Genomic DNA, 24047 nt, shown 5'->3' on the forward strand with positions numbered 1-24047 from the left:
GTGAAGCATGTTGCCTGCTGCGCTATTTTTTTGGAGGCAGTATGTCTGTCATGGCATGGCCCTCGGCCCCGGCCACATCTCCTCTGTTGAGGCAGTGTGGCGCCGCACTCGGTGACCGGGTATTGCGGTTGCAGGATGAGCCGCTGGCAATTCTCAAAGCGTTGTACCGGCTGGGTTCACTGGTGGTGACGACCTTCTCCAGTGGTTCGCGCATTTCCCAGAACATGCATTACCCAGCCCTGCAGGATGGTGAGTCCGGGGTGCCTGGTGAATGGTGGCTGGAGTCCGTGGGGGAGCGCTGTCGTTTGCGGCAGAGCTTGCAGGTCGGGCAGTGGCATTCGGTCCTGGCGGTGCTGGAACCCACTGGCGCCTTGCCGGCCCGTAGCCTGGTTTTCTTTGATCGTAACGGGCAGCCCCTGCAGCAGATGGCGGTGGCCCCGGACAGTGGTGGCCTGGCGTTCGAAGAGCTGGTGTGCGCCATGCTCCATCCGGACCAGCAAACGCTCAACTTGCCGGCGGTGTTGCCGCGCAGTGTGGCCGGAGACCTCGGATCACTCAGTCAGCTGGAACGGGACTGGGCCAGCAGCACGGATGACGAGGATTTTGCCGGCTTGTTGCAGCGCTGCGACCAGCAGCGCGACGTTTTGTACCGTTCGGTGCGTGACAGTTTCGCCTGCCAGGTGCGGCCGGAAACCTTGCCCGCGGTGCTGGCTGAGGCTGCTGTCCGGGACACGGTAACCACCTTGTGCGTGGGCAATCAGGGGGTGCGCCTGTGCATGACCGCGCCCTGGTCCTCGCCGCGCTGGCAGGGAAGCCATTGCCATCTGGCTCATAACGGTGCGTTGGTGTCGCTGGACATGGCCAAGATGGACAGCCTGTGGCGCCTGCGCAAACCGGGTGATGGGGAGGTGGTCACTGCCCTGGAAGCGCTGGATAGCCGTGGCCAGTGGTTGTGGACCCTGTCCGCCGGCGACGAGGAAAGCCAGTGGCGGGCGCTGTTGAAAGATAGTGTTATTCGCTAGCTACGAGCTACGCTCGACTGGATTGGGAAAAGTAGAGACGTTTCAGCCGCGACTTTTCTACGGTGCTCCTGCCGCATGGCAGAGGCTGGAGTAATAAGTTGAAGCGAGGCAGGGCTGTCGTCAGCCCGTGTCAGGCGCTTTGTCAGTTCATTCAAAACTGATCATCGAATTGCTTGATCAGACTGATGATTCCTGTCACGTCCTGCTCCATACCTTTCAGGGCTTCCTCAGCCATGGGGGCAATATCGCATTGTCCGGGCAGGGGATGGTCCGCTTCCAGAATGGCCCGGAAACGGGCGATGAAGACCCACTGTAGCCACTCGCTGAAGTTCATGGTGTCGGCAAAAAATGGCGTGCTGCTGTCAAAGGCGGACGGGGCGGGCGGTTGCGGGGCCCACAGGCCCTGCTGGTCCAGTTCTGTTTGCAGGTCATCGAGTAGCGAGGCAAGTTGGGCGCGTTGGCTCATGGGGAAATCATCCGCGGTCAGTCATCGAAGAGCGGCACCAGATCCGGTAGCTCATGCAGGTTGTGGATATGGTGACGGGGGCGCTCCAGTTCAACCGGCCAGGGCAGGTCAATCAGGTTGGCCCAGACGCTGTGCATGCCGTGCTCGCGGGCAGCGTGCACATCTTCCAGCGGGTGGTCTCCCACGTGGACGGCCTGGTGAGCCTGAACCCCGGCGGATTGCAGGGCGGCATGGAACATGTCCGGGGCGGGTTTGCGTTTGCCGATGGTTTCCGCGGAGTGGTGAAACGCGAACAGGTCGGCGATGCCGATCTGGCGCAGGTCTGCGTTGCCGTTGGTGAGGGCGCCGAGCTGGTAGCTGTCGGCCAGTGTTTCCAGCACGTCGCGGGCACCGGGGAAGAACGATACCTGGTTGCGAGCCTGATGGAACACTGCGAAGGCGTCCAGGGCAATCTTGCGGGCTTCGGCATCGTTGAAGCCGGCATCCATGAAGGCCCGGGTCATGGCGTCCTGACGCAGAGCGGTCAGGTTGTCCAGGTAGCCGGGGTTCTCCTTGAGCAGGGTGGTGCGCACCATGCGCACCCGTTCTGCGTTGAGGGCGCGGGCGGCATCCGGGTGCCGGTCAGCAATCCAGTCACTGCACGCTTTTTCGGCCTTGCGGATTACTTCATCCACGGGCCAAAGCGTGTTGTCCAGATCGAAGGTAATCAGCTTGAGTGTGCTCATGGGCGCTAGTTTATCGTAAAACCGGTAGTTGCAGCACACAGGTTTGTTGGCGTCAGGGGGAGGGTTTATTCGTCTTCGTCTTTTTTGCGCTGGGCGCGGGGGTGGGCGCCGTCGTAAACCTGGGCCAGATGCTGGAAGTCCAGATGGGTGTAAACCTGGGTGGTGGCCAGGTCCGCATGGCCGAGCAGCTCCTGCACGGCGCGCAGGTCGCCGGAGGATTCCAGCAGGTGAGTGGCAAAGGAGTGGCGCAGTTTGTGCGGGTGCAGGTGGTCATCGAGCCCGCGCTCCAGAGCGTGTCGTTTGAGCCGCTGCTGCACACTGGATGGCGACAGACGACGGCCGTTTTTGCTGATGAACAGGGCGGTTTGTTCGTTGCTTTTGACCAGCAAGGTGCGCACTTTCAACCAGCGGCGTACGGCAGTGAGGGCGGGTTTGCCCACGGGTAGCTGGCGGGTCTTGTTGCCTTTACCGGTGACCAGTAGCTGGCCATCGCGCAGGTCGATGCTGTCCAGATTCAGGCTCAACAGCTCTGCCAGCCGCAGGCCGCAGGCGTAGAGCAGTTCCATCATGGCCTGGTCGCGCAGGGCCAGCGGTTCGCTGCTGTTGGTGCCGGCATCCAGCAAGTGGCTGACCTGATCCGCATCCAGTGCCTTGGGTAGGCGTTTGCCGCTTTTCGGGGCGCGAATATCCATGGCCGGATTATCACGGGCCAGCCCTTCGCGCATCAGGTATCGGAAGAACGTGCGCAGGGTGGAGAGCATGCGCTGGATGGTTTTACCGCTTTTCCCCTGGCGATGCAGCGAGGCGACCAGGCTGCGGATGTCATGGACGGTGAGAGTATCCCAGGGCTGAGTGCCGAGGATCTTGCGGGCCTCGATGATGTCTCGCTGATAGCTGCTGACGGTATGCGGGGAAAGACGGCGCTCGCTGGCCAGGTGAGTCAGGAAGGCGTTGACCGTTGGCGCTGTGCCAGTGCTGTCGCTGTCCACGGTTAGCGCCTCTCGTTTAGCTGATATCGCTGGTTTTCTTGGCTGCTTGATGAGGGTACTGGCGCACGACTTCGTGCAGGCGACGGCTCAGGACTTGGCCAATATGGGTAATAAACAGCGTGCCCAGAGAGCTGCGGAAGTGCATGGCGCTTTTGCTGCCAATGGCCAGCAGCCCGAGACGGCCCTGATATTCCAGTGGCACCATGGCGGCGGAGCGAATGTCGGTGGCATTGTCCTGGAACAGCGCTTCCATTTCTTCCGTGCGCATGGCACCGCATACAGCTTTGCCGCTGCGCAGAAGATGGTTGAGGGCGCTGGGCAGGGCGTCGCTGTCCACGCAGCGGATCTGGTTACGCAGGTCGCCGAGGATAGGGACTTCCCGGTCGTACAGCATCAGCGCCACCTGATCACAATGGAAGTCCGAACTCAGGCTGGTGAGAAGATTGCGGAACAGTTTTTCGGCGCCGCGGGCCTCCAACAGTGACAGGGTCAGACGGCGGGTCTTGTCGAACAGGTGATCGTTTTCCCGGGCCACATCCAGCAGGCCGTTGAGCCGGTCGCGCAACTCGGTGTTGCGCTCGCGCAGAATCGACGCCTGACGTTCCAGCAGCGATACCGCCTGGCCTTTGGAATCGGGCAGGCGTAACAGTTCCAGCAGCTCCGGGCGATGCTGAAAGAAATCGGCATGTTCACGCAGGTAGGCGGCGACCTGGTCGGCGCTGGCTGGGGTCTGATCCGTCATCAATCCTGTCCTTTGTCATCATTCGGGTCAGTCGGCACTGACGTTGCTGGTCTTTGTCGTCGCCAGCTAAAGAGTGATCTCAATAGCGCCATCATAGACATGGCTGGCGGGGCCTGTCATCTGGATGCCGCCCTGGCCATCGTAGCAGATGTGCAAGGCGCCGCCCGGCAGGTGCACGGTGACGGCGGTATCCAGCCAGCCTCGGCGCTGGCCGATAACGACAGCGGCGCAGGCGCCGGACCCGCAGGCAAGGGTTTCTCCGGCGCCCCGCTCGTAGACGCGCAGGCGGACTTCGTTGCGGCTAACGATTTGCATGAAGCCCACGTTTACCCGCTCGGGGAATTGCTCGTGGCTTTCCAGTAGTGGGCCGACAGAGTCCACCGGGGCGGTATCCACGTTCTCTACCAGCAGGGTGCAGTGGGGGTTGCCCAGGCCCACTGCACCCACTTCCCAGGCCTGTGTGCCGGATACCAGGAAATAGCTGTCCGCTTCATTTTTGGCCGTCATGGGGATGGCATCGGGTGCCCAGCGGGGCGCGCCCATGTCCACGGTGACTTGCTCATCCTCGGTGACGGTGAGGGTCATCTGGCCGGCGGCGGTTTCTACCCGGATTTCTCGCTTGTCGGTGAGCCCCTGTTCGCGCACAAAGCGGGCAAAGCAGCGGGCGCCGTTGCCGCACTGGCTCACTTCGGAACCGTCGGCGTTGAGAATGCGGTAGCGGAAATCCGCGTCAGCGGCACGGGCCGGCTGCACGATTAGCATCTGGTCGAAACCCACGCCAAAGTGGCGATCACCCAGGCGGCGAATTTCGTCCGCAGGCAGTGGCAGGCCGGTTTCTGGCAGAGATTGACGCATGCCGTCGATGACCATGAAGTCGTTGCCCAGGCCGTGCATTTTGGTAAAGCGCAGGTTCATGCCGTTGTCCGCTGACGTGGTTGTTAAAAGGACATTGTACGGCCTCGCGGGGCTGAAATCAGTGCCCGGGGTGGCGCAAAATGCCTATGGTGCTGATTCTTCCCGTTGATGAGTCAAAAAACAGACCCTCGGCCTGCCGGGCAAGGTACAATCGCCCATTAGTCGCGGCGACTCTGTCGCCGCGAGGCGTTTTCCATTTCTTGTTCAGGTGTCCGTCATGCTTTCCTACCGTCACAGTTACCACGCCGGCAATTTCGCGGATGTGCTCAAGCACATTGTGCAGGTGGCAATCATCGAGTACCTGAAAAAGAAGGACAAACCGTTCACCGTGCATGACACCCATGCCGGCGCAGGCAGCTATGCCATCGCCAGCGAGCACATGCAGAAGACAGGTGAGTACCAGGAAGGGATTGCCAAATTATTTGGCAAGCGCACCGGGGTTGGGGTGATTGACCAGTACGTGTCGCTGGTGGAAAAGCTGAACCCGGTGGGCCGGCTGACCGACTATCCCGGGTCGCCGCAGATTAGTGCCCGGCTGCTGCGCGAGCAGGATGTGTTGCAATGCACTGAGCTGCACACCACCGACTTTGCCTTGCTCAAGCGTGAGTTTGCTGACGACAAGCGCGTGCAGGTACTTAAAGAGGACGCCTGGCAAGGCCTGAAGGCTCTGCTTCCGCCACAGCATCGGCGCGGCCTGGTGCTGATTGATCCCTCCTACGAAATGGAGGCGGATTACAACGGCGTGCTGCCTGCGGTGCAGATGGCCATGGAAAAATTTGCCACCGCCACCTATGCCATCTGGTATCCGGTGCTGGATCGCAATCGCACAGAAAGTTTTATTCGCCGTTTCGTGAAAGCCGGCATTCCCAACCTGTTACGGGTGGAGTGTTGTGTGCGCCCGGATGCTTCCGGCCGTGGCATGACCGGCACCGGCATGCTGATTATCAACCCGCCTTACACGCTGGCCCAGCACATGGCTCAGGCCATGCCGTTATTGAAAGACGCGCTGTGTGATGCCAATGGGCATACGCTGGTGAAGCAACTGACAGGGGAAAAAGCGGAATGACGCTCCAGCCGGAATGGGACGGCGCTGCCGGCTTGTGTCGCGCGCTGGCATCTCCGACGACCGGTGCTGCTGCCCTGCCTTACCGCTGATAGACTGCGCCGCTTTCTGCCCCGACGGTGAGTGCTTACTGGCTATCCGTCAGGCATAACCGACGCTCAGCCGCAGAATGTTGCCGCTATGACTGAATCCCGATATCGCCGCCCCTCATTGCTCGATGCCCTGCTTCCTGTTGTGGTGCTGGTAGGTCTGCTGGCGTCGGCGGTGTACCTGTACGGTGATAGCGCATCGTCCGGCCCCAATCAGATTGCCCTGTTGTTTTGTGCTGGCCTAGCGTCACTGATCGCCTTCAAGAACGGCATGGCATGGCGGGATATTGAAACCGCCATGATCAAAGGCATTTCGGTGGCGTTGGGGGCTGTGCTGATTTTGCTCAGCGTGGGGGCTTTGATCGGCACTTGGCGGCTGGCGGGTATTGTGCCGTCACTGATTTACTTCGGCCTTGAGCTGATGAACCCTTCCTTGTTTTATGCAGCGGCCTGCCTGATCTGCGCGATTATTGCCCTGAGCATCGGCTCAAGCTGGACCGTGGCGGCCACCGTGGGTGTGGCGTTGATCGGGGTGGCCAGCGGTCTGGGGTTGTCGTTGCCGGTGGCTGCTGGTGCGGTGGTCTCCGGCGCGTATTTTGGCGACAAAATTTCACCGTTGTCTGAAACCACCAATTTGGCGCCAGCGGTGGCAGGTTCGGAATTGTTCGAACATATTCGCCTGATGCTATGGACCACGGTGCCTTCCATTGGCATTGCCCTGCTGATTTTTCTGGTCATGGGGCTGAATGCGGATGTTGCCGGTGACCGCGTAGACCGGATAACCCCGCTATTGCAGGGGCTGGAAAGCCAGTTTGATATTTCCGTGCTGCACCTGTTGCCCTTGCTGGTGCTGTTGGTGCTGGCACTCAAGCGGATGCCGGCATTGCCGGCTATCTTTCTGGGGGCGCTGTTGGGCGGAGTGTGGGCCCTGATTTTTCAGCCGCAAGCGATTGCCGCGCAAGCCGGCGTGGCTGCGCCAGACAGTGTGGCGGCCCTGAAAGTGGTGTGGCAGACCTTTTATCAAGGCATCACCGTGGAAGCCGGTGATGCCACGTTGAATGACCTGCTGTCCGGCGGTGGCATGGCATCCATGCTCAACACAGTATGGCTGATTATTTGTGCAATGACCTTTGGTGCCGTCATGGAGCACGCAGGCTTGCTGGCCCGTTTGATCGAAGGGCTGTTAGCCGCAGTAAAAGGCGCAGCAGGGCTGATTGCGGCCACACTGGTGACCTGTTTCGGAAGTAACATTCTCACCGCCGACCAGTACATCTCGATCATCATGCCCGGGCGCATGTTCCGTGAGGCTTATGAAAAAGAGGGGCTGGCCCCGGTGAACCTGTCCCGTGCCCTGGAGGACGGTGGCACCATCACCAGCCCGCTTATTCCCTGGAATACCTGCGGCGCCTACATGCAGTCGGTGTTGTTGGTACCGGTGACGGATTATCTTTTCTATGCTTTCTTCAATCTGATCAACCCTGTGCTGGCGCTGGTCTATGCCTGGCTGGGGATCAAGGTGCTGCGACTTGTCCCGCCTGACCGGTCAGCGCACGCTACCCCTCGTTAAACAGCAGCACCAGCGTGCCGCCGCGCAGCAGGCTGCCGTAATTCAGATTGATGCCGATACCGATGTTGTCCATGAAGGGAATGCGGTTGCCCATATCCAGCAGCCACCCCACGCCTGCCTCGTAGTAATAATGATTGCCCAGGGAGCCTTCCAGATCGCCGCCCAGATCGTAGCGTGATGCCTGCATCCACACGTTCTGGCCGGGCAGGATGCGGGTGACGAAAGGGTGTTTCCAGCGTGCGCCGTGGGACCAGTACCAGGCTTCTGGTGCCACGTCGTGAGCGGTATGGTCGATGTTGAAGGTGCGCCCGGTGACATAATGGATGTCGCTGAACAACTGCACTTCGGCATGCTCACCGCCGATGAAGTAGGTGAGCCGGCTGCTGGGCTCCAGCAGCCAGGCATCCGCGTTGTAGTTGGTGATAAGCCCGTTGATGGCGGGGGCGATGGCCTGGGAATCGGCGGTATTGAATTGAGTGTCGTTGCGGTAACGCATCCAGTGCGCGTAGGTGGAAAAGGTAATGTCCCAGTGGGTGGACAGCCGACGGCTGAATGCCGCTCCGGCACTCAGGGAGCTGACCGAGCTCTTGATTTCGTCTTTGGCTTGGCTGGTGCTGCTGATGATCTGGGTTTCCTGAGCGTTTTCCACATAGGCAGCCTTGGCGCCTAGCGTCAAGGTATTGCCGGTTTCTGCCAGAGGGGTTTGCCAGGTGTAGGGCAAGCTAAAGGTGGTGATGCGTTGGCGCAGTTCCTGGGATTCCAGCGAGCCGAAGTTGTCATCGTTCAGGTTCAGCAGGGTGTTGGGGTCGAAGTCCCAAAAGCCGAAGCGTACCGCGTCGCCGCTGGTCAGCAGGTTGGCGGTGACAAAACTTTCCGCAAGGCTCAATTGCACGGCCCGGTTAACAGCGTTGTTGGCTGCCGTGTTGCCAGGAGCGCTGGCCAGCAGTAGCACTGGCAAGAAGAGTGATGGCAGGGAGGAGCGGAAACTCATGATGTGCAGGATCCAATCCAGAGCGTGACCGTGTCAGCCAAAGCGTAAAACAAAAAACGGGCCGAAGCCCGTTTTCTGTGTCCTGCCAGGTCGTGCTTCAGGGGAGCAGTGATTCCAGTCTCAGCTGCTCGTCATAGGTTTCCCGCTGGCGCACCACAAAGGCCTGGTCGCCATCCACCATGATTTCAGCGGGGCGGTTGCGGCTGTTGTAGTTGCTGGCCATGGCGAAGCCGTAGGCGCCGGCGCTGCGCACGGCCAGCAAGTCGCCGGTTTCCAGAGACAGAGTGCGATCCTTGCCCAGGAAGTCCCCGGTTTCGCACACCGGGCCAACGATGTCCCATTCACGGCAATCGGCGTCGTGGGGTTTTACCGGGACAATGTTCTGCCAGGCCGAGTAGAGGCTGGGGCGAATCAGGTCGTTCATGGCGCCGTCGACAATGGCGAAGTTCTTGTGCTCGGTGGGCTTGAGGAACAGCACCTGGGTAATGAACAGGCCGGCGTTGGCGGCAATGGAGCGGCCCGGTTCGATGTGTACGGGCAGCTCGCCGGGAATGTGCTTGAGCAGGGCCTGCACGTAAGCGGCACGGTCCGGTGGGGTTTCGTCATCGTAGGTGACGCCCAGGCCGCCGCCCAGATCCAGGTGATGGATTTCGATGCCGTGTTCCTGCAGCTGGGCCAGCAGCTTCAATACCCGTTCCAGGGCGTCTTCAAAGGGCGCAAGCTTGGTGAGCTGGCTGCCGATGTGGCAATCGATACCGAGAATGCGGATATGGGGCATCTCGTGGGCGCGTTGGTACAGGGCCGGGGCCTTGTTGATGTCCACGCCGAACTTGTTGTCTTTCAGGCCGGTGGAAATGTAGGGGTGGGTCTGGGCGTCCACGTCCGGGTTTACCCGGATGGCGATGGGCGCTTCCATGTCCAGTTCGCCGGCCACAAGATTCAGCAGTTCCAGCTCCGCGGCGGATTCCACATTGAAACAATGAATGTTGGCTTTCAGGGCAGCGGCCATTTCATCGGCGGTTTTGCCCACGCCGGAAAAGACAATCTTGTCCGGATCGCCCCCGGCGCGCAGCACTCGTTCCAGTTCGCCCCCGGAGACGATATCGAACCCGGCGCCACACCGGGCCAGCACATTCAGCACCGCCAGGTTGGAGTTGGCTTTCACCGCGTAGCACACCTGGTGAGGGTGGTCGCCGAAGGCTTCATCGAAGGCCAGATAATGACGCTCCAGAGCCGCACGGGAATACAGGTAGAGCGGCGTGCCGAAGCGATCTGCCAGTTGCTCTACGGGAAGTTCTTCGGCGAACAATTCACCGTCGCGGTACTGAAAGGGGTCCATGATTATTCCTGTCCGGACGCGTTGGCGTCGTCTTCGTCTTGGGTGTCGTCACTGTCTGTGGCGTCGGCCTGCGCCGCTTGGTTGCTGTCGGCTGGCGTTGCCGCGTTGCGTTCCTGATCAAAGTACAGCGGGCCTTTCTGGCCGCAGCCGGCCAGAAGCAGGAACAGTAACAGGCTGAATGGGCGCATGGGGTACTCCGTTTGCTGGGGTGTGAGTATAACGGTTCGTGACTCTGGAGGTAATGTGGTGGTGTCCGATAACGCCGCTTGAGAAAAAACGGATCACGTCTACTATCGCTGCATAGTCTGCGTAATGTGGACGCATTTCTGTTGATCGTTTCGCCCCTTCTGTGTGTGCCTCGCCTGTGTCTGAATGTATTCAGCATTGTTGGCCTGTGCGTGCCTGTGTGGGGCGTTTTACTTTAAGGAGAAAATCATGGAGCTTCCCGTCATTACCGTGTCCCGTTTAGACGTTGCCCGTCTGGAGGCGCTGCTGTCTGATGTGGATGGGGAAGTGGCCGATGGCCTGGAGGAAGAGCTGTTGCGGGCCACGGTGGTAGAGCCCAGGGACATGCCGGCGGACGTTGTTACCATGAATTCGCGGATTCGTTGCCGGGAGCAGGGGCGTGGCCGGGAAATGAGCCTGACGCTGGTGTATCCGCAGGATAACGGTCCGGAGCGGGTGTCGATACTGGCGCCGGTGGGGGCCGCGTTGCTGGGCTTGTCGGTGGGGCAGAGCATCGACTGGCCGGCGCCCAACGGCAAGACCCTGAAACTGGAGATTCTTGCTGTTGAGTATCAGCCGGAAGCCAATGGCGAAGATCTGGGATAACGGATAGACCGGTTCCAGAGAGGCAAGGCGGAAGATTTTGAATCTGCCCGCCTTGCCGAATGGTCAGTATCAGGTGTTATCCAGCGCCTCGCGGGCACGGGCCACGGCCGCGCGGACCTGGTCGGGGGCGGTGCCGCCGATGTGGTTGCGGGCACTGACTGAGCCTTCCAGGGTCAGGACGTCGAACACGTCGTCGTTGATCTGGTCACTGAATTGCTTCAGCTCAGACAGGGACATATCTCCCAGGTCTTTTTTCTTCTCCACGCCATAAGCCACGGCCTTGCCGACGATCTCGTGGGAGTCGCGGAAAGCGATACCCTTGCGCACCAGGTAGTCGGCCAGATCGGTGGCGGTGGCGAAACCGCGACGGGCGGCTTCGCGCATCACTTCCCGGTTGGGTTCCAAGGCCGGAACCATGTCGCCGAAAGCGCGCAGGCTGCCTTTCAGGGTATCCACGGTGTCGTACAGCGGTTCTTTATCTTCCTGGTTGTCCTTGTTGTAGGCCAGTGGCTGGCTTTTCATCAGGGTCAGCAGGCTGACCAGGTGGCCGTTGACGCGACCGGTCTTGCCGCGCACCAGTTCCGGCACGTCCGGGTTCTTTTTCTGCGGCATGATTGAGCTGCCGGTGCAGAAACGGTCGGGCAGGTTGATGAAATTGAACTGGGCGCTGGTCCACAGCACCAGTTCTTCGCTGATCCGTGACAGATGCGTCATGGTCAGGGCGGCCAGGGCGCAGAATTCGATGGCAAAATCCCGGTCGCTTACGGCGTCCAGCGAGTTCTCGCAGACGCCGTCGAACCCGAGCAGCTCGCAGGTGCGTTCACGGTTGATCGGGTAGGTGGTGCCGGCCAGGGCGGCGGCGCCCAGCGGCATGCGGTTAACCCGTTTCTTGCAGTCCAACAGGCGCTCGCGATCGCGCTTGAGCATTTCGAACCAGGCCAGCAAGTGGTGCCCAAAGGTCACCGGCTGGGCGGTCTGCAGGTGCGTGAAGCCGGGCATGATGGTGGCCGCTTCACGTTCGGCCAGGTCCAGCAGGCCGACCATCAGGTGCAGGTACTGTTCTTCCAGAATCAGCAGCTCGTCGCGCAGCCACAGGCGAATGTCGGTGGCCACCTGGTCGTTGCGGGAGCGGCCGGTGTGCAGCTTCTTGCCGGTGATACCGATCTTGTCGGTGAGCCGCGCTTCGATATTCATGTGCACATCTTCCAGTGCCACGGACCACTGGAATTCGCCGTTTTCGATTTCCAGCTGGATTTCGCGCAGCCCCTGGATGATGGCGTCGCGCTCTTCATCGGTGAGCACGCCCACTTCTGCAAGCATGGTGGCATGGGCCTGAGAGCCGTAGATGTCCTGACGGTACATGCGGCGGTCGAAGTTCACACTGGCGGTGAATTCCTGCACGAACTGGTCGGTGGACTCGCTGAAGCGGCCGCCCCAGAGTTTGTTCTGCTGCTTGTCAGTCATCGTACTTGCTCAACGCTTGGTTTGCGGGGGCGCAAGTATAGCAGGGAGACAGTATTCCTTGGGAGTGGCGGTTCGTTCAGGTATAACATCCTAATAATTAATTGTTTTTCCGTATAAGGAGAGCATTCGTGGCCATGGATGTCCCGGCCAATAACAGTTTTCTGCCTGACCTGTGTAGCACTCGTGCGGTGCTGGTGGTGGTGGTGGTGGCCGAGCTGATGGCACTGGTGGTGACGCTGGTGGCCACTTACTACGATGACTTCAGCGTTGGCCGGCTGGCGATCACCTCCCTGTTTGTGCAGTGGGTGGGGCTGAGCTCTGCGGCGCTGATTTGCCAACTGCGCAATCGCCTGAATCGCCTGCCGCCTGCCTGGACCTCCACCGTGGTGGTGTTACTGGTGGTGGCCGACACCTTGTTGTTCAGCATTATTGCCCGGCTGGTGATGGCCTGGGTCGGCGGTGGCGCGCTGGAAACGGGGTTGTGGTCGGCAGATATTCCGGTAAATGGCCTGATTGCGGCGATTATTGCCGGGTTGGTCATGCGCTATTTCTATGTGCAGGAGCAATTGCGCCAAAAGGGCCAGGCGGAGCTGCAGGCGCGCATTCAGGCGCTGCAGTCACGGATTCGCCCGCATTTTTTATTCAACTCCATGAACATTATCGCCAGCCTGATCGCGGTGGACCCGGACGGTGCCGAGCAGGTGGTGGAAGATCTCTCCGTACTGTTTCGCGCCAGCCTGAAGAACAGCGGTAATGAGGCGTCTCTGGAAGAAGAGTTGGAGTTGTGTCAGCGCTATATTCATATTGAGCAGCTGCGCATGGGCGAGCGGTTGCAGGTGGAATGGGATATCCAGGTAGACGCAAAATCCCTGAAGATTCCGCTATTAACCTTGCAACCCTTGCTTGAAAATGCCATTTATCATGGCATACAGCCATTATCGGCGGGCGGGATGGTGACCATCCGTGCCGTCGCGCACAATGGAAATCTGGTACTGTCGGTGAGCAATCCGAAGCCGGAAGGCGATGGGCATCACAAAGGCAACCGCATGGCGCTGGAAAATATACGTCACCGGCTGGAAGCCCTGTACGGTGACGAAGTGGCGGTAGAATCCCGCCCGGAACAAAAAGAATACGAGATCGAAATTCGATATCCGCTGCAATAAAAGGATGGGACTTATGCGGGTACTTGTCTGCGATGACGAGCAACTGGCTCGGGACCGGCCCAAACGTCTGGTCGATAAAATCGAGAACGCCGAGGTGGTGGCAGAGGCGGCCAATGGCCGTGAAGCCATCATTGAAGCCCAGTCCTGCAAGCCGGACGTGGTGCTGATGGATATCCGCATGCCGGAAATGGATGGCATGGAGGCAGCGGAGCACCTGGGCAAGATGGACAGCCCGCCGGCGGTGATTTTCTGTACCGCCTATGATGAGCATGCCTTGCAGGCGTTCCGGGTGCACGCGGTGGATTACCTGCTCAAGCCCGTTAATGCGGCCGACTTGACCACTGCGCTGACCAAGGCGAAGACGCTGAACCGCGTGCAACTGGCAGAAATCAGCGATGAGGTGAGCGAAGAAAAACCGCGCCGTCGCGGCCATATCAGCGCCCGTACCCACCGGGGGCTGGAGCTGGTGCCGGTGGACGATGTGCGTTACTTCCTGGCCGACCAGAAATACGTGACGGTGTGCTTCAGCGAAGGCGAAGTGCTGATCGACGAGACCCTGAAAGAGCTGGAAACCGAATTCGGTGACCAGTTTGTGCGTATCCACCGCAATGCGCTGGTGGCACTCCGCTATATTGAAGGCATGGAAATGGCCACCGCCGGGCACCATCAGGTGCGTCTGCGCGGTGTGGACGAACGGCTGACTGTGAGCCGGCGCCATGTGGCCGGGTTGCGGCGGGTGCTGCAAAGCCTGTAACGGGGGGCGCGGAGTAATTAACACGGTCCGGGCTGCATGCTAGCCTTGGACCTGTTGCATCGAACGACAAAGAACGGAACGACAACGAATAACAAAAACAGGACCTCTGTGATGAAAAAGACACTCCTTCTTCTGGTCAGCGCGGTAGTGCTCAGCGGTTGTGCCAGCGCCACCATGCCGGTTACCGGCTTTCTGTACGGCAATGTGAAAGCGCCCATGGCCGCCACGGCTTCCTCGGAAAAACCCACCCGTGTGGGCCGCGCCAGCGCTCGCTCCATCCTCGGTGTGATTGCCTCCGGTGATGCCAGTATCCAGACCGCCGCCCGCAATGGCGGGATCACCGAAATCCACCACGTGGACTATGAATCCCAGAACTTCTTTGGGGTGCTGGCGGAATTTACCGTGGTGGTCTACGGGAACTGATCCAGTGGCGAGAAGCGAGTAACGAGTTACGAAACTCCTTTTGCTTCTTCCGGGTTTTGCCTTTCGAAACTCGCTTCTCGTTACTCGTGCCTTTCCGCCTCCAGGGCCTCTCCTAATCACTGCTTAAACTGATAGACTGGCGGCCTAATTCACTGCCCTCAGGATGCCCCATGTCCCGCGAAATCTTGCGTATCGCCACCCGTTCCAGCCCGTTGGCTATTTGGCAGGCCGAGTATGTTCAGCTGCGTCTGGAAAGCCTGCATGAAGGGTTGGCGGTGGAGCTGGTGCGGATCAAGACCCAGGGTGACAAGATTCTCGATACCCCGCTGGCCAAGATTGGTGGCAAGGGCCTGTTCGTCAAGGAGCTGGAAGAAGCGATGATGGACGGGCGCGCGGACATCGCCGTGCACTCCATGAAGGATGTGCCCATGGAGCTGCCGGAAGGCTTTGCCCTGCCGGTGATCTGTGAGCGTGAAGACCCCCGGGATGCGTTTGTTTCCAATACCTTCGATAGCCTGTCGTCGCTGCCCCACGGTGCTTGCGTCGGAACATCCAGCCTGCGTCGTCAGGCCCAGGTGAAAGCCAACCGCCCGGATCTGGTAGTGAAAAGCCTGCGCGGCAATGTGCAGACCCGGTTGGGCAAACTGGATGCCGGTGAATTCGATGCCATTATTCTTGCGGCGGCGGGGCTGAAGCGCTTGGAAATGCACGATCGCATTCGCTACGAAATGCCGCCGGAAGAATCGCTCCCTGCGGTGGGCCAGGGCGCGGTGGGTATCGAGTGTCGCGAAGAGGATGTGCGCACCATTGAGTTGCTGTCACCGTTGAGTGATGTGGATACCTGGGATCGCGTGGTGGCAGAGCGTGCCATGAACCGCCGTTTGGAAGGGGGCTGCCAGGTCCCCATTGCCGGGTTTGCGTTGCTGGAAGATGGCCAGCTGTGGCTGCGCGGTCTGGTGGCCGAGGAAGATGGTAGCCGGGTGTTGCGGGCGGAAGGTTCGGCCCCACGGGCTAACGGCGCGGAACTGGGTATCGATATTGCCGAACAGCTCTTGGCCCAGGGCGCAGATGCCATTTTGCAGGCCCTGTACGCACGCCAATGACCGAGCAAGGACGGCAGCAACAGGTCGTCGTTACCCGCCCTGCGGGCCAGCAGCAACGGCTGATGGCCCTGCTTGTGGAGGCGGGGTTTCAGCCCCTTCACCAGCCGGCGCTGATAATAGAGCCGGTGCCGGTGGATGGCGCCATGCAACGCACCCTGATGGAGCTGGACCGTTATCACGCGGTGTTTTTTGCCAGCGTGAATGCTGCCCGGTTGGCCTTGTCCGCCATGGCGGACCTGTGGCCTCAGTGGCCGGTGGGTGTGCACTGGCTGGCGGTGGGGCGGGCTACGGCGGCGGAGCTGGCATCCTGGCACTTGCCCGCCACGGTGCCGGAACACGGCTTTAATTCCGAAGCGGTGCTGGCGTTGCCCTGCCTGCAACAGCTGCATGAAAAACAGGTGCTGATCTGCCGGGGCGACAGCGGCCGTGAGTTGTTAGCGCAAAGCCTGGAAGCGCGGGGCGCCCGTGTTGATGCGCTGGCCTTTTACCGGCGCCATGGGGTCAGTGGCATTACCCTTTCTGCCCAGATCGACTGGGTGATGATTACCAGTGTGCAGGGCTGGCAGGCGCTACAGGCAGCGTTGCCTGCAGGCTGTGGGGTGGTAGCGGCGGGGGCACGGGTGGCGGCGGCAGTACAGGTCAGCCACGGTGGCCCTGTGCGGGTGGCAGCCAGTGCCCATGACGAAGATATGCTGGCGGCACTGGTCGCTGGCGACGCCGGGCGTTAAGGCAAGCCCCTTCTTCTTTCGCTGTCTCAGGCTGTGCCCCGGAGGATCCCCCGGCCGCGATGAACCTTTTTACCCGATCTAACCGTTAATGATTGGACAGCAATGGGCGCTCACTTTAAGGTTTTTGCAATGCTATCGGGTATCGCCACACCGGGGGTGCAAGGGGGGAGAGACTCCGCACGCCTCACTATGACAACAACGGAGCTGACATGACGCAGGATCGTCCTTTTTCCCGCCAGGCCGGGGTAAGCCTTTTGACTGTGCTGCTGGTACTGGTGGTGCTGGCTGCACTTGGGACGGCTGGCTGGTGGGGGTGGCAGGAGTTCACCCGGCTGAAAAGCGAAAAAAGCAGCCTGGCAGATCAGGTGACGACCGTGAAGGGCGAGTTGGCCAGTCAGCGAGCCCAGGTGCAAGCGGCCCTGTCCGGGCTGGAGAAAGAACAGACCAAGCTGGCGGCACAAATGACCAAAGACCGCGCGGCCCTGACCGACCTGAAAAGCGGTGGGCAGCGCCTGTGGCTGATCAACGAGGCGCGAGCCCTTGCGAGCCTGGCCAGCCAGCGTTTGTTGCTTACCCAGGATGCGCTGGCCGCGCGCCGGCTGCTGAAGGCCGCAGACGAAACGCTGGCGCGTCTGGATGATCCCGCCGTGCTGCCGGCCCGCAAGGCGCTGGCACTGGACATGGAAACCCTCAGTGGCGCCAGCCAGGTGGACGTGCAGGGCATGGTGCTGCGTCTGGGTGCCTTGCGTGAGCTGGTCGCCGAGCTGGCGGTACCCGCAGAAGCGTCCCCCCCGGAGCGTGATACCCCGGATGTGGATCAAGCCTGGTGGCAGGACGTGCTGGACCGGATGCCGGTGACGGTACGTCGCCATGAAGGGGCGGTACCGCTGCCGTTGTCGGGCGAGCAGGCCTCGCTGGTGCGTCTGACGTTGGACGGCAGTCTGCAGCAGGCACAGCTGGCGTTGATGCAGGGGCGCGCTGAGGCCTATGGTCAGGCCGTCGAAAATGCCCGCAGCACGCTGAAACAATGGTTCCGGGACGATGACCCCCGTGCCGCACAAATGCTGGCGACCCTGAAAGAAATGGGCGGCGCCAGTGTGGCCCAGGCCCTGCCCCAGATTGGTAATGGGCTGGCGGCTATCGAAGCCCTTAAGCGCAAGGAGGGCGGCGCATGAAGAAAGTCGTCCTGCTGATTATTATCGCCCTGGTTGCCGCGCTGGCGCTGGGGCGCTGGATGGCGGCGGATTCTGGTTATGTGCTGATCATCCGTGACTCCGTGTCGGTGGATACCACCCTGGGGTTTGTGGTGCTGATGGCCCTGCTTGGCGCGGTGGCGTTGGTGGTGCTGACCTTGCTGGGCAATGCGGCCTGGAATGCCATGGAGCCAGTACGTGCTACCCGCCGCTGGAAAAAAGCGGTGGCAGAGCGCCGTTTGCGCAGTGGTTTTTTGCAGCTGGTGGATGGCGAACAGGAAAAGGCGGAACGCCTGCTGGTGGCCGCCGGTGAGGATGGTGACTGGCCGTTGGTGGCCTGGTTGCTGGCGGCACAAGCCGCCCAGGAACAGGACAAGGTAGAGGCATCGCAGCACTATCTGGAACAGGCCAGCACTGACCGGCGTGGCCGCCTGGTCGCCGGCTTGATGAAGGCGCGCTTCGCTCTGGATGACGGTTACCCGGAGCAGGCTCGCAGCGAGTTGAAGGTGCTGGCGGACATGGCACCGCGCAACAAGCGTATTCTCAATACCTATGCCGACGTGCTGGAAAGCCAGAAGGACTGGCAGACCCTGTGTGCCCTGATGCCGCGCTTGAAGCGGGCCTTTGGTGAGACCAACCAGATTCGTCGTGAGCGCCGGGCCTGGTTGGCGTGGCTGCAGGAAACCGCCCGCAAGCCGGGCTTCAATGACGCCGATAGTCGTCGGGATGAACTGCGCAAGCTGTGGAAAGATGTCCCAGTGTCATTGAAGAACGACCCGGCCATGGTGGCGCGTTATGCCGGTTTTCTGGCCCAACTGGGTGGCGGTCGTGGTGCCCTCAACCTGGTCCGCGAGCAATTGGCCCACCAGTGGGACGACCGGTTGCCGCCGGTGCTGGAAGCTATCGACGATATTCCCCCGGACGATCTGCTGCAGGTGCTGGAAAAGTGGCTGGCGGAACGGCCGGGCAATGCGGCGGTGTTGATCACCGCCGGGCGCGTTGCACTGAAAGCGCGTCTGTGGGGCAAGGCCCAGGGCTTTTTCGAGGCCGCGGCCAATTCCAGCCAGAGTGCTACAGCGCTGGCAGAACTGGCGCGCCTGTACCGGGCGCTGGGGGATTCCAGCAAGGCCATGTCTGCCTTCGATCGCCGTATGGCGCAACTGGAAGGCAGCCTGCCGGCCTTGCCGTTACCTGATAAAAGCGTGCAGTAGTGTTGAATGTCGTTTTGTCGGGTTACGCCGCTACGCGGCTAACACGACCTACAAAAACCGCAGCACCTTGTAGGTCGTATTAGGCCGAAGGCCGTAATCCGACAACGCATTAGGGGATGCAGGCAAGCCCCCCTTCAATCCATGGTGGTGGCAATATCCTTTGCCACTGCCTGCCAGCCCTGATCCAGCGTTCTCACCAGATTGGCATAGCCGCCGTTGTCCAGCGCGGCTTCCCATTGAATACGCCCCTGTGTTGCGTCCCCATTGTTTCCTGTCAGCGCCCAGCGACCGGTGATGACGGCGGAATCCCTGTCTTTGCCTTGCAGCCCCTGAAAACGGGTCAGCTCCACGATGAGCGTCTTTTCGTCTGCGTGGGGCAGGCTGGCTTCCAGGGCGCGTTGTAATTGCGTGGTCAACGGTTCGGCCCAGCGATGGTGGCGGGCGACCTGTATCTCGCTGTCGCTGAGTTGCATGACAATGCCGCCCCGGTTCAGGTAGTTGGCCAGGCGCACCTTGATGGTTAGTGGTGAATGCGCGGCTTGCGTGGCGGAGGGCAGCAGGTAGCCCGGCGGCGATGCTTCGGGGGCGTGGCTACAGCCCCACAGGCCGGCGAGCAGGGCGGTGATGGCGAGCAGGCGGATCATTGTGCACCTCGAGGTTGGGTGTCGGCGGCAGGGTGGCGCTGGAAGATCAATGCGTTGGGTTGTTCGTTCAGGGTGTCGAGCAACGGTTCAGCGTCATCAAGCAAACGATTGAGCTTCTGCAGGGTGCCTTGCAGTTCCCGGTAGCCATCGCCGCCAGCCTGCCAGCCTTGCAGGGTGCTTTCCAGGGCGTTCAGGTTGTCGGAAATTTGCTGGGGAAGCGCATTGAGAGCGGGATCATCCAGCAGGCTTTCGATGCGACCTGTGACGCCTGACAGGTGCTTGAGGTTGCTGTTGAGGTTGTTGGCCATGTCCTGCATGGGCAAGCCGTTGAGGGTTTTCAGCAGGGCGTGAAGCTGGTCTTCCAGTTTGCTCAGGCCGCCGCTTTCCACGGAGGGGAGAACGGGCACGGAGCGATACGTGAGGGTGGTATCCACCGCGGAGGCGTGCTGATGAAATTCCAGATCCACAAACAGGGAGCCGGTCAGCAGATTGCCGGCTTTCAGGCTGGCACGCAGACCGTTGTCCACCATCTGGCTGATTTCCTCTTTCCATGTGGGCAAGGCGATACCGGATTGGTGGTTGACCCGTTGTGGTTCCAGGCGAATCAATACCGGAATGGGGCTGTCTGTCATGGCATTGGGGCCTTCTGCCCCAAAGGCCCATGGAACCCGTTCCACGGTGCCGACGCGAATGCCGCGGTATTCCACCGGCGCCCCTGCCTGCAGGCCGCGGACGCTGCGCTCCACCAGCAATACGTAATCCAGGGTCTGGGTGTAGAGTGCCCGGCGGGCATTTTCCTGACTGTCGTGGAGCACGAACTGGTGATCATCATCCACCGGGATGCCGGTGCTCATGTTGGGATCGGGGACGGAGAAGGAAATGCCTCCACCAAGCAAGGCTTCCAGGGAGCTGAGCTGGGCCTGAAATCCGCGGGCGTCGAGCTGGAAGCCGATGCCGGAGACTTTCCAGAAACGACTGCTGTCCGTGACCAGGACATCGTAGGGTTTTTCGATGAACAGACGGTGGCGGAACAGTTTCGCCCGTGGGTCGAATTCGGTTTCCACCACACGGCCCACTTTCAGGCTGCGAAAACTCACCGGGTCGCCATTGTTGATGTTGGTGCCCGGCTCGCTGATCAGTTTCAGGAACAGGCCGTCACCGGTTTTTTCCGGAGGTGGTGAGTTCTTGACGGTAAAGGTTTTGGCTTTCTTGCTGCTGCTACCGGGCAGTAATTCGATATAGGCACCGGACAGTACTGTGCTCAGGCCGCTGATGCCTTCGCGGCCGACCCGCGGTTTGACCACCCAGAATTGAGTGTCATCGGTGAGCATGCGTTCGGTGTCGGCCTGCATCTGTACGCTGAGCAGGGTGTGGCTCAGGTCTTCGGACAGGCTGACGCTATCCACCACGCCCACTTGCACATTGCGCATTTTAACGGCGGTTTTGCCGGCGTTAATGCCCTCCGCGTCTTCCAGCTCCAGGGTGATGACCGGACCCTGGCTGGAGAGGTAACTGAACACCAGCCACAGGCCGATCAGTGCGGCCACCAACGGAATCAGCCAGACGGCAGACAGCCGCGGGCGGCGATGTGACGGTGGCGAGTCGGCCTGGTTCAAGGTTGTTTCTCCGGTTCAAGGGTGGGTGGCTGACGTTGTGCGGAGCGTCGTTTTGAGTATTGCTGCAGTTGCAGCTGCCGATCCCAGATCAGGCGTGGGTCAAACTGGTGTGCCGCGAGCATGGTGAAAATCACCACGGCAGAAAATGCCAGCCCGCCCACGCCGGGGGTGACAGTAAGAATATTGCCCATCTGGAACAGAGCCACAATGATGGCGACCACAAACACGTCAATCATGGACCAGCGGCCAATCCATTCAGTGAGGCGATAGAGCTTCATCTGGCTGGTCATGTCCAGTGCCTGCTGCCGGCGGGCTGCAATGCATAGCCAGCCAAGGGCGAGGATCTTGCCGAAGGGCACCAGTACGCTGGCGGTGAAAATGATCAGGGCGATGGGCCAGTCGTCGTGGCGCAGAAACAGCATGACGCCGGCAATGATGGTAGAGGGTTCGGTCTTGCCCAGGCTGGTGGTGATCATGATGGGGAACAGGTGTGCCGGGAAACAACAGAGAATGGCGGTGACCAGCAGGGCCCAGACTCGCTGCAGGCTGAAAGGGTGGCGATCATGGAGAGCGCTGTGGCAGTGATGGCAGCGATGGGGTTGTTCCAGGGGTTGAAGTTGGCCGCACCACTGGCAACCGATCAGTCCCTGGGATTGGGCGGTTTTTCCCGCCTGGGTGTGAGGCGGTTGTTGCAGATCCCCGAGTAGCCGTTGCCACAGGCCGATGGTGTTCATGCGGGTGACAGTGATCAGCAGGATCAGGGCGAATCCGGAAAAGGTCCAGAAGGCGGACAGTAACTGGATATGGGCCATGGCGATGATCTTCACCAGGCTGACCAGGGCGGCGATGGCGAAGACATCGGCCATCATCCAGGGCTGCATGCGCGGCAACCAGCGAGCCAGAAACAGGCTGCCCGGCAGGCGTCCGGGGCTGGCCAGGCTCATATGGATCCAGCACACCGACAACAGGTACAGCGCAGGGATCACAATAATGGTGGCGATGACGATGACGGCCAGAGCCGGATGGTGATAAATCGCCAGCTCGTAGGCCGCGTCAGTAACGGTCATGGCACGTTCAATACCGTTCTTCTCGAAGCCCAGGTAGGGAAACAATAAAGACAGCGTCAGCAGTAGCAGGGCGGTGAACGCCAGGGCAGGGGTGAGCTGGTCGTTGTCTGCCGGGCGCATCAGCGGGTGCTGGCAGCGAGGGCAGTGCACCCACTGGCCATCGTGGCGGGGGGGCACCTCGGAAACCAGGTCGCACTCGTGGCAAGGCAGCAATAATGTCTGGCTAGAGTGGTTCGCGTCCTGCGCCATGTCGGCCCTTCCCAAGGTATATGGCCACATTAGAGCAGTTAGGGGCTACAAACGACAAGCCGCGCGCTGTGGAGCTTGCTTGCACGAGATATGAATAATGCTACGTCATGGCATTCGCTTGCAGGCAAGCTCCCACAAGGCCGTAGCAGTCAGTCCCGTGGGGCGTAATCGAACACGTCGCAGTGGATGTTGCCGGCGGGCACGCCTTCGGCGACCAGTGCATCGAACACCGCCCAGCCCATGGGTGGGGAGCCGCCCAGGAAGAACAGGGGCAGGTCGGGTTCGCTGAGCGCTTCCAGCGCGGCTTCATGGACCAGCCCTTCAGCGTGATCCGGGTGGCGAATGTCCGACAGGGAGGTGACGAAATCGAAGTCGGCCAGGGCGCCTTGCCATTGGGCTGGCAGGTGGGGCAGGTACAGATCCGCGTCGGTGCGTGCGCCCCAGAACAGCCGCACGGGCTGGGTGAAATTCAGGGTTATCAGGCGTTCGATCATGGCTTTCACCGGCGCGAAACCTGTGGAACCGCAGATAAACCACACCGGCTGATCCGGTGCGCTGTCGATAAAACGCAGGCCGGCGGGCAGGGTTGTGCTGACGGTGCTGTCTGCCTGCAGGCTGGCCATGATGTCCTGGGCGGCACTGTTGTCATCGCCATGGCGGACGTGCAGCTCAATATCGCGGCCATCGCAATGGTTGGCGATGGAAAACGGATAGCTTTCGCCGTGCAGGTTCAGCATCAGGTACTGGCCCGCGTGCCACTGGATTTTCTTGCCGGCAGGCAGGCGCAACCATACTCGACTGACGTCATGGTTCAGTGCGTCGATCTGCTGGATCTGGCAATGAATCTGGTGGACCGGCAGTTCGCCGGGCGCGGTTACCTCGGGCACATCTATCTCGCAATCGCTGAGTGGCAGGGCGACGCAGTATAACACCTGGGAGCTGCTGGCATCGCCCGCGTGAATGGTGCGGCTTTTCTGTTGCACCTGTCCATGACTGAGGCGACCGATACAGCGTTCACATACGCCATTACGGCAGGCAACGGGGAAACCGAAACCGGCCTGCTGGCCGGCGTCGACGATGGTTTGGTCCGTGCGGCAGGGGAAGTCGCCCTTGCCGTTGACGGTGATGGTGAAGGTCTGGGGCATGGAAACGTTGCGAGTACCGAGTATCGAAAACCGTAAAAGCGAAATTATTTGTTTCGGATTTTGCCTTTCGCAACTCGCTCCTCGTCACTCGCGACTGAAGTTATCCGCCCACGCCAACGAACAGCGCCACGATACAACCCATGCCGAAGGCCCAGACCAGGGTGCGGGCGCTGGCCCAGTCGGCTACGTAGCAAACGGTGAACATGACTCGGCTGAGCACGAAGGCCAGGGCGATGCCATCAATGGTGCCCTGGGGAGAGGTGGCCGCCAGGTGGGCGATGATCACGGCGGCGGCAAAGGCCGGGGTGATTTCAAAGCCGTTCAGTTGCGCCCAGTGCGCACGCTTGCGGCCGCCTTCCAGGGTTTCCAGAAATTCGCGAGGATTGTGATTTTGTCTGGCGCCGAACCCGCCCTGAAATTTGGCGATACCGGTGGACAGATACGGCAGGAAAATGGCGGCAAGCACGCACCAGTAAGCAATGGTCATTACGTTTTCTCCGTTGTTATACCGTAGGAGCGGCGCTTGAGCCGCGAAGCTGTTAGCGCAA

General features: G+C 60.7%; 25 protein-coding genes. 11 read left to right on the top strand and 14 right to left on the bottom strand.

What is annotated here, in order from left to right:
• The first annotated feature begins 41 nt into the window (after window positions 1-41).
• On the top strand, window positions 42-1022 hold the full coding sequence (locus tag CL546_RS16260; protein ID WP_290496789.1) for a ChuX/HutX family heme-like substrate-binding protein: 981 nt from the start codon (window positions 42-44) through the stop codon (window positions 1020-1022).
• Between the two features lie 151 nt (window positions 1023-1173).
• Here CL546_RS16260 and CL546_RS16265 read toward each other — a convergent pair whose 3' ends face one another.
• From CL546_RS16265 to dapF, 5 genes are all read right to left on the bottom strand, one after another.
• A complete protein-coding gene (locus tag CL546_RS16265; protein WP_290496791.1) occupies window positions 1174-1488 on the bottom strand; it encodes a YqcC family protein in 315 nt (104 codons plus the stop codon).
• A 17-nt stretch (window positions 1489-1505) separates the two neighbouring features.
• Window positions 1506-2213: an HAD family hydrolase gene (locus CL546_RS16270; RefSeq protein WP_290496793.1), complete on the bottom strand. Its 708-nt coding sequence runs from the start codon at window positions 2211-2213 to the stop codon at window positions 1506-1508.
• 65 nt (window positions 2214-2278) lie between these two features.
• The gene (gene xerC, locus CL546_RS16275) at window positions 2279-3202 is read right to left on the bottom strand and encodes a tyrosine recombinase XerC (protein WP_290496794.1); all 924 of its coding nucleotides are present in this window, start codon (window positions 3200-3202) and stop codon (window positions 2279-2281) included.
• A gap of 16 nt (window positions 3203-3218) precedes the next feature.
• Entirely contained in the window at window positions 3219-3944 is a 726-nt protein-coding gene (locus CL546_RS16280) for a DUF484 family protein (protein ID WP_290496796.1), read from the bottom strand.
• Window positions 3945-4010: 66 nt separating this feature from the next.
• The gene (gene dapF, locus CL546_RS16285; protein WP_366604585.1) at window positions 4011-4859 is read right to left on the bottom strand and encodes a diaminopimelate epimerase; all 849 of its coding nucleotides are present in this window, start codon (window positions 4857-4859) and stop codon (window positions 4011-4013) included.
• Window positions 4860-5076: 217 nt separating this feature from the next.
• Here dapF and CL546_RS16290 point away from each other — a divergent pair, with 217 nt between their 5' ends.
• Together CL546_RS16290 and nhaC are read left to right on the top strand one after the other, a co-directional pair.
• Window positions 5077-5925, top strand: a complete 849-nt coding sequence (locus CL546_RS16290; protein WP_290496798.1) for a 23S rRNA (adenine(2030)-N(6))-methyltransferase RlmJ — start codon at window positions 5077-5079, stop codon at window positions 5923-5925.
• A gap of 177 nt (window positions 5926-6102) precedes the next feature.
• Window positions 6103-7578 carry a Na+/H+ antiporter NhaC gene (gene nhaC / locus CL546_RS16295; protein WP_290496799.1) on the top strand — a complete coding sequence of 492 codons (1476 nt, stop codon included), beginning with the start codon at window positions 6103-6105 and terminating at the stop codon, window positions 7576-7578.
• Here nhaC and CL546_RS16300 read toward each other — a convergent pair.
• The 3 genes from CL546_RS16300 to lptM all read right to left on the bottom strand — a co-directional run bounded on the left by CL546_RS16300 (window position 7565) and on the right by lptM (window position 10096).
• Window positions 7565-8569 (bottom strand): Solitary outer membrane autotransporter beta-barrel domain, encoded by a 1005-nt coding sequence (locus tag CL546_RS16300; RefSeq protein WP_290496800.1) that lies wholly within the window; start codon window positions 8567-8569, stop codon window positions 7565-7567. The genes nhaC and CL546_RS16300 overlap by 14 nt on opposite strands.
• Before the next feature lie 97 nt (window positions 8570-8666).
• On the bottom strand, window positions 8667-9908 hold the full coding sequence (gene lysA, locus CL546_RS16305; protein ID WP_290496801.1) for a diaminopimelate decarboxylase: 1242 nt from the start codon (window positions 9906-9908) through the stop codon (window positions 8667-8669).
• 2 nt (window positions 9909-9910) lie between these two features.
• Window positions 9911-10096, bottom strand: a complete 186-nt coding sequence (lptM, locus tag CL546_RS16310) for an LPS translocon maturation chaperone LptM (protein ID WP_290496802.1) — start codon at window positions 10094-10096, stop codon at window positions 9911-9913.
• A gap of 247 nt (window positions 10097-10343) precedes the next feature.
• Between lptM and rnk the strand changes: the two genes are divergently transcribed.
• Window positions 10344-10739 (top strand): nucleoside diphosphate kinase regulator, encoded by a 396-nt coding sequence (gene rnk, locus CL546_RS16315; RefSeq protein ID WP_290496804.1) that lies wholly within the window; start codon window positions 10344-10346, stop codon window positions 10737-10739.
• 69 nt (window positions 10740-10808) lie between these two features.
• Here the strand turns inward: rnk and argH are convergent, their stop codons facing one another.
• Entirely contained in the window at window positions 10809-12203 is a 1395-nt protein-coding gene (gene argH, locus CL546_RS16320) for an argininosuccinate lyase (RefSeq protein WP_290496806.1), read from the bottom strand.
• 134 nt (window positions 12204-12337) lie between these two features.
• Between argH and CL546_RS16325 the strand changes: the two genes are divergently transcribed.
• The 7 genes from CL546_RS16325 (at window position 12338) to CL546_RS16355 (ending at window position 18778) form a co-directional block, all read left to right on the top strand.
• Window positions 12338-13366, top strand: coding sequence for a sensor histidine kinase (locus CL546_RS16325; RefSeq protein ID WP_290496873.1), 1029 nt, complete (start codon window positions 12338-12340; stop codon window positions 13364-13366).
• Window positions 13367-13379: 13 nt separating this feature from the next.
• Window positions 13380-14120, top strand: a complete 741-nt coding sequence (locus CL546_RS16330; RefSeq protein ID WP_290496807.1) for a LytR/AlgR family response regulator transcription factor — start codon at window positions 13380-13382, stop codon at window positions 14118-14120.
• Window positions 14121-14231: 111 nt separating this feature from the next.
• Window positions 14232-14543: a TRL-like family protein gene (locus CL546_RS16335; RefSeq protein WP_007150603.1), complete on the top strand. Its 312-nt coding sequence runs from the start codon at window positions 14232-14234 to the stop codon at window positions 14541-14543.
• 170 nt (window positions 14544-14713) lie between these two features.
• A complete protein-coding gene (hemC, locus tag CL546_RS16340) occupies window positions 14714-15646 on the top strand; it encodes a hydroxymethylbilane synthase (RefSeq protein ID WP_290496808.1) in 933 nt (310 codons plus the stop codon).
• Window positions 15643-16374 (top strand): uroporphyrinogen-III synthase, encoded by a 732-nt coding sequence (locus tag CL546_RS16345; protein WP_290496810.1) that lies wholly within the window; start codon window positions 15643-15645, stop codon window positions 16372-16374. The genes hemC and CL546_RS16345 overlap by 4 nt, the downstream gene beginning before the upstream one ends.
• Before the next feature lie 209 nt (window positions 16375-16583).
• Entirely contained in the window at window positions 16584-17549 is a 966-nt protein-coding gene (locus tag CL546_RS16350; RefSeq protein WP_290496812.1) for a uroporphyrinogen-III C-methyltransferase, read from the top strand.
• Window positions 17546-18778, top strand: a complete 1233-nt coding sequence (locus tag CL546_RS16355) for a heme biosynthesis HemY N-terminal domain-containing protein (protein ID WP_290496814.1) — start codon at window positions 17546-17548, stop codon at window positions 18776-18778. Before CL546_RS16350 ends, CL546_RS16355 begins: the two co-directional genes overlap by 4 nt.
• A gap of 134 nt (window positions 18779-18912) precedes the next feature.
• Here CL546_RS16355 and CL546_RS16360 read toward each other — a convergent pair whose 3' ends face one another.
• From CL546_RS16360 to CL546_RS16380, 5 genes are all read right to left on the bottom strand, one after another.
• Entirely contained in the window at window positions 18913-19422 is a 510-nt protein-coding gene (locus CL546_RS16360) for a PqiC family protein (RefSeq protein ID WP_290496816.1), read from the bottom strand.
• The gene (gene pqiB / locus CL546_RS16365) at window positions 19419-21038 is read right to left on the bottom strand and encodes an intermembrane transport protein PqiB (protein WP_290496818.1); all 1620 of its coding nucleotides are present in this window, start codon (window positions 21036-21038) and stop codon (window positions 19419-19421) included. Before pqiB ends, CL546_RS16360 begins: the two co-directional genes overlap by 4 nt.
• A complete protein-coding gene (locus CL546_RS16370; protein WP_290496820.1) occupies window positions 21035-22354 on the bottom strand; it encodes a paraquat-inducible protein A in 1320 nt (439 codons plus the stop codon). Before CL546_RS16370 ends, pqiB begins: the two co-directional genes overlap by 4 nt.
• 149 nt (window positions 22355-22503) lie before the next feature.
• Window positions 22504-23499 carry a 2Fe-2S iron-sulfur cluster-binding protein gene (locus CL546_RS16375; RefSeq protein WP_290496822.1) on the bottom strand — a complete coding sequence of 332 codons (996 nt, stop codon included), beginning with the start codon at window positions 23497-23499 and terminating at the stop codon, window positions 22504-22506.
• Between the two features lie 100 nt (window positions 23500-23599).
• Window positions 23600-23986 carry an MAPEG family protein gene (locus CL546_RS16380; RefSeq protein ID WP_290496824.1) on the bottom strand — a complete coding sequence of 129 codons (387 nt, stop codon included), beginning with the start codon at window positions 23984-23986 and terminating at the stop codon, window positions 23600-23602.
• Between the last annotated feature and the right edge of the window lie 61 nt (window positions 23987-24047).

This window comes from Alcanivorax sp., from assembly GCF_002726155.1.
Classification (GTDB): domain Bacteria; phylum Pseudomonadota; class Gammaproteobacteria; order Pseudomonadales; family Alcanivoracaceae; genus Alcanivorax.